Below are 16,162 nucleotides of genomic sequence, written 5' to 3' on the forward strand. Positions count from 1 at the left end.
AGCGTGTTGTTAGGGCTGCCAAGTCGTTGTCAGCGCAGCAGGATCTGGACGCTGCGCAGGTGGCAGCTTGACGCTCGGTGTACCGACTGCAAGAAAACCGACAAAACGGTAATCCAAGGTATCCAGACCAAGTGCCTCAGGCACTTCGTCCGTGTACGTCCCTAGCCCAGTACTCCAGTAGCTCGAGAAACCCATCATGTGCGCGGCGTTTTGAATATTCATTACTGCGGCGCCCATAGAAAGAGTTTGTTCGATCTCGGGGACTTTTTCGTTATCGTGAGAAATCTTGTAGGCCAACCCAATCAGCAAAGGGACGGAAGACAACCATTTGCGTGTATTTTGTTCCTTTTGCTCAGTGACCTCCCGACCTGAGCGGCGTGTCGCACCGATCGCCAGATCAGTCAAGGCACCAATGTTTTGCTGTTCGATCAAGACAAAACGCCAAGCTCGCAGAGCCGAATGGTCTGGCGCGCACACGGCCGCGGCGAGCAACTGTTGTAATTGCTCGGCATTGGGACCAGGCGCCTGAACGAGCTTTTGTGAACGGCGTGTGGTGATGGATTGAACGCAAGCAGAGGACATAGGTTTTCAGCAAAAAAGAGGATGAGCATTAGTATAAAAAAACCCTGCACCACTTACGCGATACAGGGTTTTGATGACATGCGCCTGAAAAATCAGACGCTAGTCAGTACAGAATTACAGCACTTGAATGTTGGTCGCTGATGGGCCTTTTGCGCCCTGACCAATTTCAAAGCTGACTTTCTGGTTTTCTTCGAGGGTTTTGTAACCACTCGAACGAATTTCTGAATAGTGAGCGAACAAATCTTTGCCGCCGCCGTCAGGCATAATAAAACCATAACCTTTTTCGGCGTTGAACCACTTCACGACACCAGTTGCCATTTCGAACTTCCTTGATAAATATAAAAATCGGGCAAAAACGCCCAGCGTGCTAGATGATCAAGGAAGGGATAGACACCACTGCTTACCATTAAGGGCGACAGCCTAGGTACAAAAACCGCGTCGCTTGAGAATCTTGCTTATTTAGTTTACGTGCGAAACTTGCCACAGTCAAACAATTATTCCCAAAAAAGCAACAATTTATGTAATAAGTCACTTTTCTCTGGATAATCACACAAAAAACAACAAAAAAAGTGATTTGTTTATTTTTTTTGGAAAAAATCAAAAAAAAACACTGCTAGGCTAGCTCTAAACTTTAGTTATTCCCTGAATAACGAGGTTTCATCCATGAAAGTGATCGTTTTAGGTGCCGGCGTCATCGGCACGACAACCGCGTACTACCTGGCAAAAGCCGGTGCCGACGTGACTGTTGTCGATCGCCAGCCTTGCGCCGCAAACGAAACGAGCTTTGCCAATGCGGGCCAAGTCTCACCAGGATATTCATCCCCTTGGGCCGCACCAGGCATTCCACTCAAAGCCATCAAATGGATGTTCGAAAAGCATGCCCCTCTTGCGATTCGTCTAGACGGCAGTCTATGGCAACTGAAATGGATGGCCAGCATGTTGCGCCAATGCACAGCCAAACGTTATGTCATCAACAAGGAACGCATGATGCGGGTGGCTGAGTACAGTCGCCACTGCCTCGACGCTCTGCGCATTGATACGGGGATTCAATACGAACAACGGACCTCGGGCACGCTACAACTCTTTCGCACGCAGGCCCAATTTGATGCGGCCAGCCGTGACATCGAGGTCCTCAAAGAATGTGGTGTCCCCTACGAACTCCTTCATCAACACGAGCTGACCGCTGTTGAGCCTGGCTTAAAAAATGCCAGCCATTTACTGGTGGGCGGCTTGAGACTGCCCAACGACGAAACAGGCGACTGCAACCTCTTTACCACCCGACTCGCGGCGATGGCAGAAACGCTCGGCGTCAAGTTCCTCTATGGTAAAGACATTCATCAACTGATCAACGAAGGCAACGAAATCAAGGGCGTGCGCGTCGGCCGCGAGACGCTCGTCGCGGATCGCTATGTTGTAGCGCTTGGCAGCTATTCGCGTGACCTGCTGGGACCTCTGAACATCGACCTGCCCGTATACCCCGTCAAAGGCTACTCTCTCACGGTCCCCCTTATCGACGAAAGTCTGGCTCCCCAGTCAACCGTGCTGGACGAAAGTTTCAAGGTTGCCGTGACGCGGTTTGACAAACGTATCAGGGTGGGAGGCATGGCCGAACTCAGTGGCTTTGATCTCAGACTCAATCCACAGCGACGCGCAACGCTTGAAAAAGTCGTCACGGATTTGTTTCCAGGCGGCGATGTCAACAAGGCTTCATTTTGGACAGGTTTACGTCCGATGACCCCTGACAGCACGCCAATTATTGGCGCAAGCCCTCTGCGTAACCTCTTTATCAATACAGGCCACGGCACCTTGGGCTGGACCATGGCCTGTGGATCGGGCAAGCTGATTGCGGATATTTTGACTGGCAAAAGTCCAGAAATCAGCACCGAAGGTCTTGCGGTCAGTCGCTATCATGCAGCACACTCTGGTATGGCTGCGCGCGCCATCGCATTACCCGCTTAGGAGCCGCACAAACCCAACGATTGGTATATGACTGCGAATGACACGACCCTCGAAAGCCTTAATTGATCTGGCGGCGCTGCGCCAAAACTACCTCACAGCACAAACCCTGCACGGCGGCCGCGCACTCGCTGTGGTCAAAGCGAATGCTTATGGGCATGGCGCTGTGCATTGCGCACATGCGCTCGCTGACATTGCGGATGGCTTTGCCGTCGCGTTTATGGCCGAAGCACTCGAGTTGAGACAAGCGGGCATTACCCGCCCCATACTCATACTCGAGGGTTGCTTTGACACGGCCGAACTGCTGGCGGCCCACAACCATCAAATATGGTTTGCAGTGCATCAAGCCGCTCAGATTGACATGATTCAAGCCAGTGCGCTGGCCCCCGCGAGCTTACATGTATGGCTTAAAGTCGACTCAGGTATGCATCGCGCAGGCTTCGCCCTCGACGAAGTCACCCAGGCCTATCAACGGCTGGCCTCTTGCACTGCTGTCGCCTCCATCACCCTGATGTCGCACTTTGCCCGCGCAGACGAACCCGACGAGGATGCCACTGCAGCACAAATCCGGGCTTTTGAAATGGCCACGCAAGACTTACCTGGCGAACGCAGTCTTTGCAACTCCGCGGGCGTTTTAGCCTGGCCTGATGCCAGACGAGACTGGGCTCGGCCCGGCGTGCTGCTCTATGGCGCAAGCCCTCTACCCGCGGCGTTCTCAGCAAAACATCCTGAGCAAAAGCTTTTACCCGTCATGACCTTACAAAGCGAAGTCTTTGCTGTCAGAACACTACAACCTGGTGACGCCTTGGGCTACGGAGGCACTTTTATCGCTGAACGTCCAACCCGCGTGGGACTGGTCGCGATGGGTTATGCAGATGGATACCCGCGAGGCGTCCCCACCGGCACCCCGGTCGCCATCGACGGCAAGCCCTCCCGAATCGTTGGGCGTGTATCGATGGATATGCTCAACGTTGATTTAACAGAGCTCCCCGAGGCAGGCCTTGGCAGTCGCGTCGAGCTCTGGGGTCGCTACGTCGATATCAACGACGTCGCGCAACGTGCAAATACGATTGCCTATGAGCTCTTATGCAACGTAAAACGTGTGCCGCGCGAATATATATACAAATAGCAGTTTAGAATCTGGCTCAACGGCTTTGCGCCATTTAAAACTGTGCCATGCAACTCGCTACTTGGAACGTCAACTCTCTCAAGGTTCGCCTGCCTCAAGTCATCGATTGGCTGTCCGCTCATCCAGTCGATGCTTTATGTCTGCAGGAGCTCAAACTCGATCACGATAAGTTTCCACTAGAAGCTTTTACGGAAATTGGGTATCACGCCGCTTGGACCGGTCAAAAAACCTATAACGGTGTCGCAGTGATTTCACGCCAGCCTGGTGTACAAGTCGTGCGAAATATCCCTGGCTTCGAAGATCCGCAGCAACGTGTGGTTGCCGTCACCCTGCCCTTTGGTAATCAGACGATTCGCGTGATTTGTGCCTATTGTCCCAACGGACAAGCCGTTGACAGTGAAAAGTACGCGTACAAGCTTTCCTGGTACGAGGCACTCGAGCACTGGCTCGCCGACGAAAAAGAAAGTCATGAGTATGTGGCTATTCTGGGAGACTACAACATCGCTCCTGCCGATGAGGACGTTCACGACCCAGCAAAATGGGTGGGACAAATATTGGTCTCTCCCCCCGAGCGCGCGGCACTGACAGCGTTACTCAATCTGGGCTTTCACGATGCTTTTCGTCTCTTTGAACAAGCTCCAAAATCCTTTAGCTGGTGGGATTACAGGATGAATGGATTTAAACGTAATGCAGGCTTACGGATCGACCATGTGCTGTTGTCGGGCTCCCTGGTGCCACACTGCACAGCATGCGTGATCGATAAAGGACCACGCGCGCATGAGCAGCCTTCGGATCATGCTCCAGTCATTGCCACCCTAAAAGTCTGAGCCCCCTTTAGCGAGAGAACCTTAGCCATGTCCAAGACCCTAGCCCTCCCTCTTGATCACACTGTCATCAATGTGCACTTTGACATGGATCGTGCCCAAGCTGTTTTTGAATCTCTCGGATTCCAACTGACGCCAAGAGGCCGACACTCTCTGGGCTCCATCAATCATCTGATTGTCCTGAAAGATGATTATGTCGAGATCGTAGGTTTACCAACGGGTACGGACCTCTTGCGAAAAGAGGTCCTTGATACCCCGGTAGGCATTGACGGTTTGGTTTTTCAAACTCTAAGTGCTGACAATACGTATGCGTCATTGCACAAAGCAAAACTTCCCGTTCAAGCGGTCCAAGCTTTTTCTCGACCGGTTGACCTCGAAGGGATGACGTATTTGGCGAGCTTTCGCACCACACGCTTTGCGCCCGCCACCTATCCGGCCGGTCGCGTGTATTTTTGTCAACACCTCACGCCGGAGCTTGTTTGGCGCAAAGAGTGGCAAGCGCACGCGAACCAAGCCAGTCGTACCTCGGCCTTTTTAATCGTCGCCAACAAGCCTGCCCAAGAAGCAAAAAAATACCTGGCTGCCTCACAAGGCAAGCTGATCAAGGGCGCACATGGCGAGTATCGAATTCGAGGTCAACACTATGAGCTGGTTTTCGTGACGCCAAAACAATATGCTGAATGTTATGGCGCACTTGCCTGTCAGCAATCCCCGCAAGGCGAAATGCGAGAGAGTTTTTTTGGAGCAATCGCCTTGCACACCCATGATCTGACAAGTGTTAAAAACCGTCTCATGTTGACGCAACAACGCTTTCCAGAAATTCAGTGGCGTGAACAGCCGGGCCGCCTCACGGTCTCGATTCCTTTCTTTAATACACTGCTTGACTTTGTTCAGTAGATGTTGAAATGCGTTGAAATGCATTGAAATACCTTGAAATACATTCAAATACCTTGAAATAACAATCTATTTAAACAAGAGGATTTAAACCATGTTACGCATCTGGGGCCGCATTACTTCTATTAATGTCCGCAAAGCCGTCTGGACTGCACAAGAACTCGGACTGGAGTTTGAACGGATCGATGCGGGTGGCGCTTTTGGCATCACTAAAACCCCTGAGTACATCGCCATGAACCCCAACTCTGTTGTGCCAACCCTGGTGGATGGCGAATTCACGTTGTGGGAGTCCAACGTGGTCGTCCGCTATTTGTGCGCAAAACATGCGTTGGGACATTTATACCCCGTCGACTTGCAGGAGCGCTTTAACGCCGAGCGCTGGATGGACTGGCAACAAACGACCTTTAGTCCCTCAGGTCGAGATGCCTTCTGGCAGATCATCCGCATCCCGGAGCCTGAGCGTGACATGCAGAAAGTCGCGGCCTCCATCAGCAGCACCGAGATTTTGCTTGACCGCTTCGAGGCGCATCTGAGCACAACCGAGTATGTCGCCGGCAGCAAGCTCACTATGGCCGATATCCCAATGACCTGCGAAATTCATCGCTGGTTTGGACTCAATATTCCTTCAAAGACCCGCCCTTATATTGAAGCTTGGTACGCCAAGATGCTGGCGCGTCCAGGCTCCAAAAACGTCTTGACCTTGCCACTCTCCTAAGCCAAACAGGCAAGCACTGGCGCTTGCTGCTGATCTTAGGCATACTTGGCTAAGTTCAACAACAGATAAAACATCGGAGTAGACAATGCCCTTGATTCAATACTCAGCGCGAGCCGCAGCATTTGTTCTCGCCATGTTCTGCGCAGCTCCTGTTTTTGCCCAGTCATACCCCAACCGAGACATCACCTTCATCGTGCCTTACTCGCCTGGAGGATCGACAGACCCGATCTCTAGGCAGTTTGCAGGTCAACTCGCCAAAGAACTCAACGTCACGGTTAACGTTGAAAACAAGCCGGGTGGGTCTGCCACCATTGGCACCGGACAAGTGATTCGTTCCAAGCCAGACGGATATACGATTGGCCTGACCTCAAACAGCGTGCTGGCTTATCAACCACTCGTCAATAAAACACTGACGTGGAAAAGCCCTGAAGACTATCAATCGATTGTCTCGCTGGTCGATCTGCCTGCCATCATTACCGTCAGGGCAGACTCTCCCTACAAAACATTTGAAGACTTACTCAACGCTGCCCGCAAAAATCCAGGCAAGGTCCGCGTCGCGGTTTCCGGCTATCGAACAGCGCCTGATCTGGTCATACAAGAACTCAACAAGGTTGCGAAAATCAGACTTGCAACGGTCCCTTTCACGGGTGGCGGCGCTGAAGCACTGGTAGCCCTGCTAGGGGGGCGCGTCGAAGCCGTTTCAGGCTATGCCCCCACCGTCCTTGCGCATGTCGCAGCCGGCACGGTGCGTGTTCTGGCCTCTTTTTCCAAGGAAAAATATGCAATATTTCCTGATGCCGAATCCGTGGTTCAGGCAGGCTACAACGTCACGCTCCCTGCAGACTACAGCATCGTAGGACCCAAGGGAATGCCCAAAGAAGTCTTGGATAAACTCTTGACAGCTTCGCTCAAGGTCGCGAACAGCAAAGAATTTGCAGAGTTTGCTAACAAGATGGGGTTGATACTGGATGTCCGCGATGCCAAAGGCATGGATCAGGAGATGATCGATTATAAAAAGACGTTTAGTGACTTGATTGAGTTCATGAACAAGAAGGAGTAATGCGCCTCCACGCAATCTACAGCTCCTTGACTCAACCGACAACAACACTGCGCACAACGATACCTTCTGTCATCGTTGTGCGCTTTTTAATTTTTTCGGAATCGGTTGAACAGTAAGAATAAAAAAGTTCCAAAAAAAATAATACTTGCATATAAAAAGGCGGTTGTGAAACCTTCGATGATGGCATGTTGGGTGGCTTGATTCGATGCCAATTCTAATAATGCCTTGTGCGCTTGTGAGGGGAAATTCATGCTGAATATTGTTTCAAAAAAACCAATCCCTAGCAGGCTGCCCATATTGAGCGCGACAGGCAATAGCGCACTCGCCTCACCACGCTTGAGCTCCGGTAGGCTCGTCATGATGAGCCGATTATTAGGCGGTGTAAACAGCGCGCACACGATGCCAAAACTGAGCATGAACACGCAGAAGAACCAAATATTTAATTGCTCAAGAACGCCCACATAAAGCGCACAGATCAATGCGCCCATCCCAAAAGCAAAGAGAACGAGAGAGCGTGCGTCCATCCGGTCGGCCAAACGTCCGGCCCAAATGCCAGTCGGAGCGAAGGACAAGGGGAAAATCAGCATGAAAACCCCACTCATGAGCGCAGTCATCCCCATACTCAACTCAAGATAAAACGGCATCAAAAAACGTACGCCACTACTGACGAACTGAAACACAAACAATGTGAGTAATGCCAAGAAAAACCCGTGGTGTTGAAACAAATTTATCCAATGCGTTCCAGAGCGCTTGGGGAGGATATTTTGAAGTGGTTTTTCTCTCGGCAGATGCAGATATGCCATCGCAAACAACAATACAAATATCGGAATGGTTGCTAAAAAGATCCATTGCCAAACAAAATAGTGAGAAAGTATTCCACCCACGGGCAGGCCTGCGATCATGCCCATGCCTGCCCCAAAAGAAAGCATGCCATAGCCCCACCCAAGCCGCTTTTGTTCGATCCACGCTGGAATCATCGCGTAGCTGACAGCCACAAGCGCGCCCATTCCTACTCCCTGAATAAAGCGACTCGTCCAAAGCATGGGTAAATGCGTCGATAAACCACTCATCAAGGTCCCTAGGCACGACAGTAATGTGCCGAAGAGAAAGACCGTGCGTAAGCCATAGCGCACACCCATTCGTCCTGCAGGCAAAAACGTCAGGGTTGCAGCCAAGAGATACGCCATCACAACGAAGGAAATCTCAGTCGACGACGCGCCCATTTCCCTTGCCATATCAGGCAAGGCGACACCGACTAGAAAAGCTTCAAATTGAAAAGTAAAGGCGGCAAATGCCACACAACCCACTGTCCACTTTTCATGAGGTGGAATAGAGCGCTCTGGTGTGGAGTGCGCAGAATTGAGTGTGGACATTAGGTGTTTATGTCATCGGCAAACTGGGCAATCACGCCACATACAGGACGCTCCACTTCACCAAAAGTCTGAGTGCTAAAACAAAAACTATCCCTACAGACCACACTGTCTTCGGCGGTCAATAATGTCTCAACCCGAACAGGCTCTGAGCTTGTGTCCTTCAAGTGCTCCAACAGAACGTGCAGCAGCAACGCTTTATCTCGATCTGAACCCGTGTTCAACCTCAAGGTCTCATCTGGCATGGCGATACGATTTCGATCTTTAAAAATCGATAGACTGCCTGTTAGATTTTTGACAATATCGATCGCCTCTTGGCGAGACTTTAGCGCACGACCCAGCGCCAGACAGACCGGCTGATGGCGCGCGACCCAAAGATAGGGGCGTAAATCGTGCAAAGTGAGCGTGCGATAAGAATACAGTACAGGTAAAAGATGGGGGTCTGCCTGATCAAACAAATACCTGCGCGTGCGCTCAAGCGTCTGCGCATCGAGCAACGCTCTCAATACCGGTGCAAATGAAGAGGCCTCTTTTTTTTGGATCGATTTCGATAGTCCGGCGCTCACTTGATTTAAGCGCACACCAAAAAAACGATCCAGCTGCTCAACAATCTCAGCCATATGCTCGGTAGAAATCTCACTCTCACCCGTCATCAGATCGAAGGCACCCGTGACGCAGACGATACGCTCCATGTCTTTGAAGAAAAAATCGAACGCTTCTTGAGGATGACCGTCAAATTGCTGCGCAACAAGCTCAGACCAGTCTTGTTTGAAAAACAATTTATTTTTACCGTAAAACCACCAAGCTTGACCTGTATGCGTCCAACCAAAAGCGGTGTAGTGCGAGGCGCTTGTTAAGGCAATCATGTTCGCCATGCCTCCACCAGGCATGGTCATCGCCAAGGCAGAAAATATCGCGACCTCATCTAAGCATGAGGTCAAGCCTAAAGACGCACTAGACTTTCGACCTAACAAGCGCTTGTTCGCCAAGACCACATCGACATTGGCATAGAAAAAAGCGGGAAAAAATCCGAGTTTGATTCGCCTCTGAATGGGCTCTATCGCCTCGGGTGGAACGGCGCCCGAGGCGAGCCGCTGTTGAAAGTTCGCCTCGATTATTTCAAGCGCTCGGTCGACCGACTTAGACCCTAGACGCCGCCGCTCATCGGACAGATTGAGCTCGCCACAGATCTGAGCAACTTCACGTGGATGCAGATGCTTGAAGTGACGATCTAACTGCTTTTGAATCGCTTTGATATATTTGAGAGGATCTTGCTCTACACCGATTTCAGACGTATCGGATGCGAGCTTTGCTTGTATCCGCGCACTAAAGTCCCACAGATTTTGAGACAAAAGATTACCTAGTACAAGGGGCAGCAACAGTCCGGTCTCTGCGAAACTGTCAAAAATATTAGGTGCGATCGCGGCGTCAAGAGCACTCATGAGTAGGCAGATGTTTTCAGAGCTAACCCATCAAAGGCATTGAGCATCCGGGTGCGCCAATGTGCGATGGGCCCCTCAGATATACTAAAGCATTCTTTATCTTGATCATTTAGTTTCAAGTTCATTGACAACTCTCACTTCTACTTTAGCGCGATTTGGTAAAGTCTGACACTGTTCATGTTTTATTCACCTTCTGGAGTCGCTCTTGTCCTCAACTACCTCCAATAGTCCTGTCGCCGTTGTGACGGGTGGCGCCCGCGGGATTGGTCTTGCAATCGCCAAATGGTTTCTTGCACATGACTATAGGGTCGCGCTGTTAGATGTCGAGACTAGCACTCTAAAAGCGACAGAAGCTGAGCTCAATAGCCCGTCCCGCGTATTGGCCCTCTTCTGTGATATTTCAAAACCTGATCAAGTACAAACTGCCATCGATCTGATCGCAGCAAAATTTGGCCGCATTGACGCACTGGTCAACAATGCTGGAGTCGCGGTGTTTAAACCTCTGACTGAGACAACATTTGAAGAGTTTCGTTACGTGATGGGCACCAACTTGGATGGCGCATTTTTATGCTCTCAAGCGTGTATTCCCTATATGAAAAAGAACGGTAGTGGCTCGATTGTCAATATCGCATCGATTTCTGGTTTGCGTGCCAGCACGCTGCGTGTCGCTTACGGCACAAGTAAAGCCGCCATCATTCACCTTACCAAGCAGCAAGCCGTCGAACTCGGTACGATTGGCATCCGCAGCAACGTGGTCGCCCCGGGCCCCGTCGATACCGAAATGGCCAAACTCGTTCACAGTGTCGCGATTCGTTCGGACTATTACGACACGATTCCGATGAATCGATATGGTACGCCCGAAGAAGTTGCCGAGGCAGTCGGTTTTCTCTGCAGTCCAGCCGCCTCCTTCATCAATGGTCAGTGCCTCGCGGTCGATGGTGGTTTTGATGCCTCAGGTGTGGGCATCCCCACGCTACGCAAGAGCCAAGACGGCTCTATCTAAGGAGATTTCAATGAAACAACCTTATATCGTTGGCTGGGGACATACCCAGTTCGGCAAGCTCGACAACATGGATTTCGATCAACTGATCCGTGAGGCCGCATTGCCTGCTATTGCAAGCGCAGGCCTAGAACCCAGCGATATCGATGCCATTTTTGTCGGTCACTTTAACGCCGGCTTTGTGCAACAAGACTTCAGCGGCGCGCTCATGAGCGTCGCCATCCCAGAGTTTCGTCATACCCCGTCTGTACGGATGGAAAATGCTTGCGCGACAGGATCAGCCGCAATCTGGGCAGCCCTCGACGCCTTGGCAAGTGGTCGCATCCGACGTGCACTCGTCGTGGGTATGGAAAAGATGAACACCCTGCCCAACAAAGAGATTGGCGACATCTTGCTCAAGGCTTCCTACGTAAAAGAAGAAGGACATACGGAGGGTGGCTTTGCCGGTGTGTTTGGTCAGATCGCGAGTCAGTACTTTGAACGCTTTGGTGATCAGTCTGATGCACTCGCCGCGATCTCTGCTAAAAATCACGCCAACGGTATGCATAATCCTTATGCTCATATGCGTCGCGATTTAGGTTTTGATTTTTGCCGCAATCCTTCAGAAAAAAATCCCTTTGTCGCGGGTCCGCTCAAGCGCTCCGATTGCTCGCTGGTCTCTGATGGCGCTGCGGCCTTAGTGTTATCGAATGAACCTTTAGCCGGAGCCACCGTGCCTGCGGTGCGTTGGCGCTCGCGCACCCAGGTCAATGAGTTCCTGCCTCTCTCGCGTCGCGATGCGACACGCTTTGAGGGTGCGGCGCTGGCTTGGCAAAAAGGTCTTGCGGACGCAGGTGCCAGTCTCGATGATTTAAAGTTTGTGGAAACACATGACTGTTTCACAATCGCCGAAATGCTTGAATACGAAGCCATGGGCTTGGCCCCTCACGGCCAAGGCGCTCGCGTCATTCTGGATGGCGTGACGACAAAACAAGGCAAACTCCCCGTCAACCCCTCGGGCGGTTTAAAGTCCAAAGGGCATCCTATTGGTGCGACCGGTGTGTCCCAGCATGTCATGGCGGCGATGCAACTATCAGGTACGGCCGGAGACATGCAAATCCCGGGCGCGCATGCAGGCGCGGTCTTTAACATGGGTGGCGCGGCTGTCGCCAACTACCTGAGCGTGCTGGAGTCGACGTGAACGCAGCACAGTCGATGAACCTCGGGCGCTTGTTGACACATACCGCCCGCTTGTATCCACAACACACCGCTTTAATTCAAGGTGAGCAGCGCTGGACTTGGACGCAGATCAATCAACGCGTCAACGCCATGGTCAGTGCCTTGCGCGCGCTTGGCATCAAAAAAGGCGACCGCTTACTTTTGCAGTCCAGAAATAACCTGCAAACTTTTGAACATTGTTGGGTGGCCTTTAAGCTCGGCTGCGTCTGGGTGCCCACCAACTTTCGTCTGACCCCGCCCGAGGTCGCCTACCTGGGCGCCTCAAGCGGTGCCGTCGCCATGTTTGTCGAGGACTGCTTTCAAGCGCATACGGACGCGGTGCTGGCGGCTTCAGACACGCTCAAACACATCATTGTGATTGGTCAACCGCGCGCGGGTGAATGGTCTTATGAAACCTTGATCTCCCAGTATCCTGACGCCGTCGATGCAGAAGAAACGGTTGCCTATGATGATCCACTCTGGTTTTTTTACACCTCGGGCACCACGGGAAAACCTAAAGCAGGCATTTTGACGCACGGGCAAATGGCCTTTGTGGTCAACAACCACCTGGCTGATTTAATCCCTGGCACCACCGAGCAAGACTGCTCGATCGCAGTCGCCCCGCTCTCGCACGGCGCGGGAATCCATGCGCTACTGAATGTCGCCCGTGGTGCGGCGACGGTGTTGATGCCCAGCGAAAAGCTTGACCCTGCTCAATTTTGGCAGGCGGTGGAACGTCACCGTGTGACCAATATGTTCACCGTGCCGACGATCATCAAAATGCTGGTCGAACATCCTGCCGTGGATGAATATGATCACAGCAGCTTGCAGTTCGTGATTTATGCCGGGGCGCCGATGTATCGGGCAGATCAAAAACTGGCCTTGCAAAAACTCGGTAATGTATTGGTGCAGTACTTTGGGCTGGGAGAGGTCACCGGTAACATCACCGTCCTGCCCCGCGAGATGCACAGTGCGGAGGATACGGATCCAAACGCCAACATTGGCTCCTGCGGCAGGCCACGCGTGGGGATGGAAGTCGCGATCCTGAACGATCGACTTGAGCCTGTCGAGACGGGTGAAATCGGAGAGATTTGCTGTCGCGGTCCCGCCGTCTTTGCCGGTTATCACGGCAATCCCGAAGCGACCGCCAAAGCGTTGCGCGGTGGCTGGTTTCATACAGGTGATCTGGGTCGTCTGGACGCGCGCGGCCTGCTTTACATCACAGGTCGCGAATCGGACATGTACATCTCGGGCGGGTCCAACGTCTACCCTCGCGAAGTAGAGGAAGTCTTACTCACCCACCCCGGTGTCGCGGAAATCGCGATTTTGGGGATCCCCGATGAAAAATGGGGTGAAGTCGGCGTGGCCGTGGTCGTGCGACGCGAAGGTGCAAACGCGGTTGAAGCGGCTGAATTATTAGGACATCTCGAAGGACGTTGTGCCAAGTACCGCTGGCCCAGACACTTTGTATTTTGGGAATCCATGCCCAAATCCGGCTATGGAAAAATTGTTAAAAAAGATATCAAGGTCTTGTTGATCGAGCGCGGCGACATTACGCTGCCTCCAACTTGAGCACAACCCAATACCGCTTTCAGCCTTTACTTCATTCTCATGCAGCCACATATTGTTTTTCTCACACCGATGGCACCGTCCACCATTGAGGTGGTTCGCGCCTTGACGCCACCCTCTTTCACGATTGCCTTTGCGAAAACAAACGAACAAGCCGAGCATCTTGGTTTAGTGCGCAATGCCGAGGTCATCATGGCCGCCGGCACTTTTGTGACCGCTGAAATGATCGCGCAGGCGCCACGTTTGAAACTCATTCAAAAATGGGGAATTGGCGTCGATAAAATCGATCTCGAGGCAGCTCGACGGGCGGGTGTGACGGTTGCGATCACGGCTGGCGCAACCTCCATCCCGGTTTCTGAACATACGCTGATGCTTATTTTGGCCACTTCACGTCGCCTTCCCTTGGCGCACCGAAGCTTACAAGAGGGTCAATGGATCGCCTCGGATTTACGTACCGTCTGCTCCAAGCTTGACGGCAAAACAGTCGGACTGTTCGGCTTTGGCAATATCGCACGTTTTGTGGCTAAACGTCTGAGCGGCTTTGACGTCAACCTCATTTACCACAGCCGCACAAAACTCGATCCCGCTATTGAGCAACAATTCAACGTGCGATACGTCGATTTTGATACCTTGTTAGCGCAAAGCGACATCTTGAGCCTGCACGCGCCGCTCACTGAGCAGACCAAGCACCTCTTTAATGCCAAGACCTTTAATAAAATGAAACGCGGCGCGATGCTGATCAATACCGCTCGAGGCGAGCTGATTGATGAGGCCGCGCTCGTGCAAGCTCTGCGTTCGGGTCAGCTTTCCAGTGCGGGGCTCGATACCTTTGAAGGCGAGCCACCTCGCGCCGATCATCCCTTGCTCCATATGGATCAGGTTGTGGCGACGCCGCATTCTGCGGGAGGTGTGTATGACAATGTCCCGCATATCGTTGGTCATATGTTTCGAAATATTGAGCTCTATTTCAAGCAACACGCTTTGGATCCAGCCGACCTGATCGTGGCACCCCAAAGCTAGAGTAAGATTCCTCTAGAAAAAAACAGGAGAATATGGTGAGCGGCAAATTTTCAACACAATTCGAGCCCCTAAAGGGAAAAGTCAGTCCTGAGGAATGGGAGACGCGTGTAACCCTGGCCGCATGCTATCGCTTGATGGACAAGTACGGCATGACTGACATGATTTACAACCACATCACGGCCCGTATTCCTGGCACCGAGGACTTGTTGATCAATCTCTACGGGTTGCTCTACAAGGAAATCACTGCGTCTAGCTTGGTGCGCATCACCGTCGAAGGTGAAATTGTGCGTAAACCCGATACAGATTACGGAATCAACAAAAGCGGCTACGTCATCCATGGTTGTATTCACACAGCGCGTCCTGATATCGGCTGCGTGATTCACACGCATACCCGCGCAGGGATGGCCGTGGCTTCGATGGATTGTGGATTATTGCCGATGACACAAACCTCAAGCCGCTTTAACAACCATATTGGTTATCACGACTTTAATGGCCCCGCGATCGATCTCGCCGAGCGCGAGAGTCTTGTCAAAGACCTGGGCTCGCATAACGCCATGATTCTTCGCAACCATGGTTTGCTCACAAGTGGCGCCTCTGTGCCTCAGGCCTTTAATTTAATGTATCAGCTCGAGATGTCCTGTCGGGCGCAGGTCGACGCCATGGCGGCGGGGACTGCCCTCTCTCTTCCCCCAAAAGAAATTTTGGAGAAATCCGCACACCTGTATCAACCAGGTGTGCGTCGGCCTTACGGCGAGTTGGAGTGGCATGCCATGCTCAGGTTGTTAGATGCTGAGCCGGGCGGTTATCCACTTTACACCTCATAAACCCAGAGACGCATATGCTGACAAGCTCGTACAAACAAGCTCATCGCGCTTGTTAGCGTGCATCGTGCGAGTGAATTTGCAAGGCTTCCAAAAAGCGTGACACCATATTGTAGCCACCGATCGTCGCCGTCAGTTCGACGATCAAACGGTCGCTCAACAGCGCCTTGACTCCCGCAAAGACCTCCGGGGAGACTTGAATGTTTTTGGTCATCGCGTCTGCGTAGGCAAGCACGGCACGCTGCGTAGGATCGAATTGCTTGGATGACTCCCAGCTCGTTAAATCGTCGAGCTGAGCCTGTGTCACCCCTTCACGCAAGGCGAACGGGGCATGCTGCTCCGCCTCATAAGGCGCACCATTGACGATCGCAATTCTCATAATGACAAGCTCACGCAACGCGCCCGGCAAAGAGTTTTGCTGACGAATCGCTGTGAAATAATTTAGCCACCCGCTTGCAATCGGGGGGCTATGCAGCAGCATTTGATAAACATGCAGAACACTCCCTCGCTCGGCAGTGATGCGGTCGACCAAAGGTTTTGCTTCGGGATTGTTTAAGTCTGCGTAAGGGATGCGGGCCATAAG

16 protein-coding genes are annotated in these 16,162 nt (G+C 52.1%); 11 read left to right on the forward strand and 5 right to left on the reverse strand.

The features are described 5' to 3' along the window. Window positions 1-9: 9 nt before the first annotated feature. Together AC8GE9_RS08265 and AC8GE9_RS08270 are read right to left on the reverse strand one after the other, a co-directional pair. Complete coding sequence (locus AC8GE9_RS08265) at window positions 10-582, reverse strand: nitroreductase family protein (RefSeq protein WP_506676680.1); 573 nt, start codon at window positions 580-582, stop codon at window positions 10-12. Between the two features lie 114 nt (window positions 583-696). Then, the gene (locus AC8GE9_RS08270) at window positions 697-900 is read right to left on the reverse strand and encodes a cold-shock protein (protein ID WP_028816786.1); all 204 of its coding nucleotides are present in this window, start codon (window positions 898-900) and stop codon (window positions 697-699) included. A 345-nt stretch (window positions 901-1,245) separates the two neighbouring features. Between AC8GE9_RS08270 and AC8GE9_RS08275 the strand changes: the two genes are divergently transcribed. From AC8GE9_RS08275 to AC8GE9_RS08300, 6 genes are all read left to right on the forward strand, one after another. After that, the gene (locus tag AC8GE9_RS08275) at window positions 1,246-2,541 is read left to right on the forward strand and encodes a D-amino acid dehydrogenase (protein ID WP_506676681.1); all 1,296 of its coding nucleotides are present in this window, start codon (window positions 1,246-1,248) and stop codon (window positions 2,539-2,541) included. Between the two features lie 37 nt (window positions 2,542-2,578). Next, entirely contained in the window at window positions 2,579-3,667 is a 1,089-nt protein-coding gene (gene alr / locus AC8GE9_RS08280; protein ID WP_506676682.1) for an alanine racemase, read from the forward strand. Between the two features lie 47 nt (window positions 3,668-3,714). Then, the gene (xth, locus tag AC8GE9_RS08285) at window positions 3,715-4,494 is read left to right on the forward strand and encodes an exodeoxyribonuclease III (RefSeq protein WP_506676683.1); all 780 of its coding nucleotides are present in this window, start codon (window positions 3,715-3,717) and stop codon (window positions 4,492-4,494) included. A gap of 27 nt (window positions 4,495-4,521) precedes the next feature. Beyond that, window positions 4,522-5,388 (forward strand): VOC family protein, encoded by an 867-nt coding sequence (locus AC8GE9_RS08290; RefSeq protein ID WP_506676684.1) that lies wholly within the window; start codon window positions 4,522-4,524, stop codon window positions 5,386-5,388. Between the two features lie 91 nt (window positions 5,389-5,479). Then, window positions 5,480-6,100: a glutathione S-transferase family protein gene (locus AC8GE9_RS08295; RefSeq protein WP_506676685.1), complete on the forward strand. Its 621-nt coding sequence runs from the start codon at window positions 5,480-5,482 to the stop codon at window positions 6,098-6,100. An 85-nt stretch (window positions 6,101-6,185) separates the two neighbouring features. After that, a complete protein-coding gene (locus AC8GE9_RS08300) occupies window positions 6,186-7,160 on the forward strand; it encodes a Bug family tripartite tricarboxylate transporter substrate binding protein (protein WP_506676686.1) in 975 nt (324 codons plus the stop codon). Window positions 7,161-7,246: 86 nt separating this feature from the next. Here AC8GE9_RS08300 and AC8GE9_RS08305 read toward each other — a convergent pair whose 3' ends face one another. Together AC8GE9_RS08305 and AC8GE9_RS08310 are read right to left on the reverse strand one after the other, a co-directional pair. Then, complete coding sequence (locus AC8GE9_RS08305; protein ID WP_506676687.1) at window positions 7,247-8,533, reverse strand: MFS transporter; 1,287 nt, start codon at window positions 8,531-8,533, stop codon at window positions 7,247-7,249. Beyond that, a complete protein-coding gene (locus AC8GE9_RS08310) occupies window positions 8,533-9,972 on the reverse strand; it encodes a hypothetical protein (protein ID WP_506676688.1) in 1,440 nt (479 codons plus the stop codon). The genes AC8GE9_RS08305 and AC8GE9_RS08310 overlap by 1 nt, the downstream gene beginning before the upstream one ends. A 205-nt stretch (window positions 9,973-10,177) precedes the next feature. On the opposite strand from AC8GE9_RS08310, the gene AC8GE9_RS08315 reads away from it, so the two are divergent. The 5 genes from AC8GE9_RS08315 to AC8GE9_RS08335 are packed head-to-tail and all read left to right on the forward strand — an operon-like array spanning window position 10,178 to window position 15,582. Continuing rightward, window positions 10,178-10,975 carry an SDR family NAD(P)-dependent oxidoreductase gene (locus AC8GE9_RS08315; RefSeq protein WP_506676689.1) on the forward strand — a complete coding sequence of 266 codons (798 nt, stop codon included), beginning with the start codon at window positions 10,178-10,180 and terminating at the stop codon, window positions 10,973-10,975. Window positions 10,976-10,985: 10 nt separating this feature from the next. After that, window positions 10,986-12,152, forward strand: coding sequence for an acetyl-CoA acetyltransferase (locus tag AC8GE9_RS08320; protein WP_506676690.1), 1,167 nt, complete (start codon window positions 10,986-10,988; stop codon window positions 12,150-12,152). A gap of 14 nt (window positions 12,153-12,166) precedes the next feature. After that, the gene (locus tag AC8GE9_RS08325; protein ID WP_506677138.1) at window positions 12,167-13,741 is read left to right on the forward strand and encodes an acyl-CoA synthetase; all 1,575 of its coding nucleotides are present in this window, start codon (window positions 12,167-12,169) and stop codon (window positions 13,739-13,741) included. 39 nt (window positions 13,742-13,780) lie between these two features. Beyond that, complete coding sequence (locus AC8GE9_RS08330; RefSeq protein ID WP_506676691.1) at window positions 13,781-14,758, forward strand: 2-hydroxyacid dehydrogenase; 978 nt, start codon at window positions 13,781-13,783, stop codon at window positions 14,756-14,758. Between the two features lie 35 nt (window positions 14,759-14,793). Beyond that, window positions 14,794-15,582 (forward strand): class II aldolase/adducin family protein, encoded by a 789-nt coding sequence (locus AC8GE9_RS08335; protein ID WP_506676692.1) that lies wholly within the window; start codon window positions 14,794-14,796, stop codon window positions 15,580-15,582. Between the two features lie 52 nt (window positions 15,583-15,634). Here AC8GE9_RS08335 and AC8GE9_RS08340 read toward each other — a convergent pair whose 3' ends face one another. Then, window positions 15,635-16,159, reverse strand: coding sequence for a carboxymuconolactone decarboxylase family protein (locus tag AC8GE9_RS08340; RefSeq protein ID WP_506676693.1), 525 nt, complete (start codon window positions 16,157-16,159; stop codon window positions 15,635-15,637). Window positions 16,160-16,162 lie beyond the last annotated feature (3 nt).

It is taken from the genome of Zwartia lucis, from assembly GCF_965234455.1.
In the GTDB taxonomy this organism is placed as follows: Bacteria; Pseudomonadota; Gammaproteobacteria; order Burkholderiales; family Burkholderiaceae_B; genus Zwartia; species Zwartia lucis.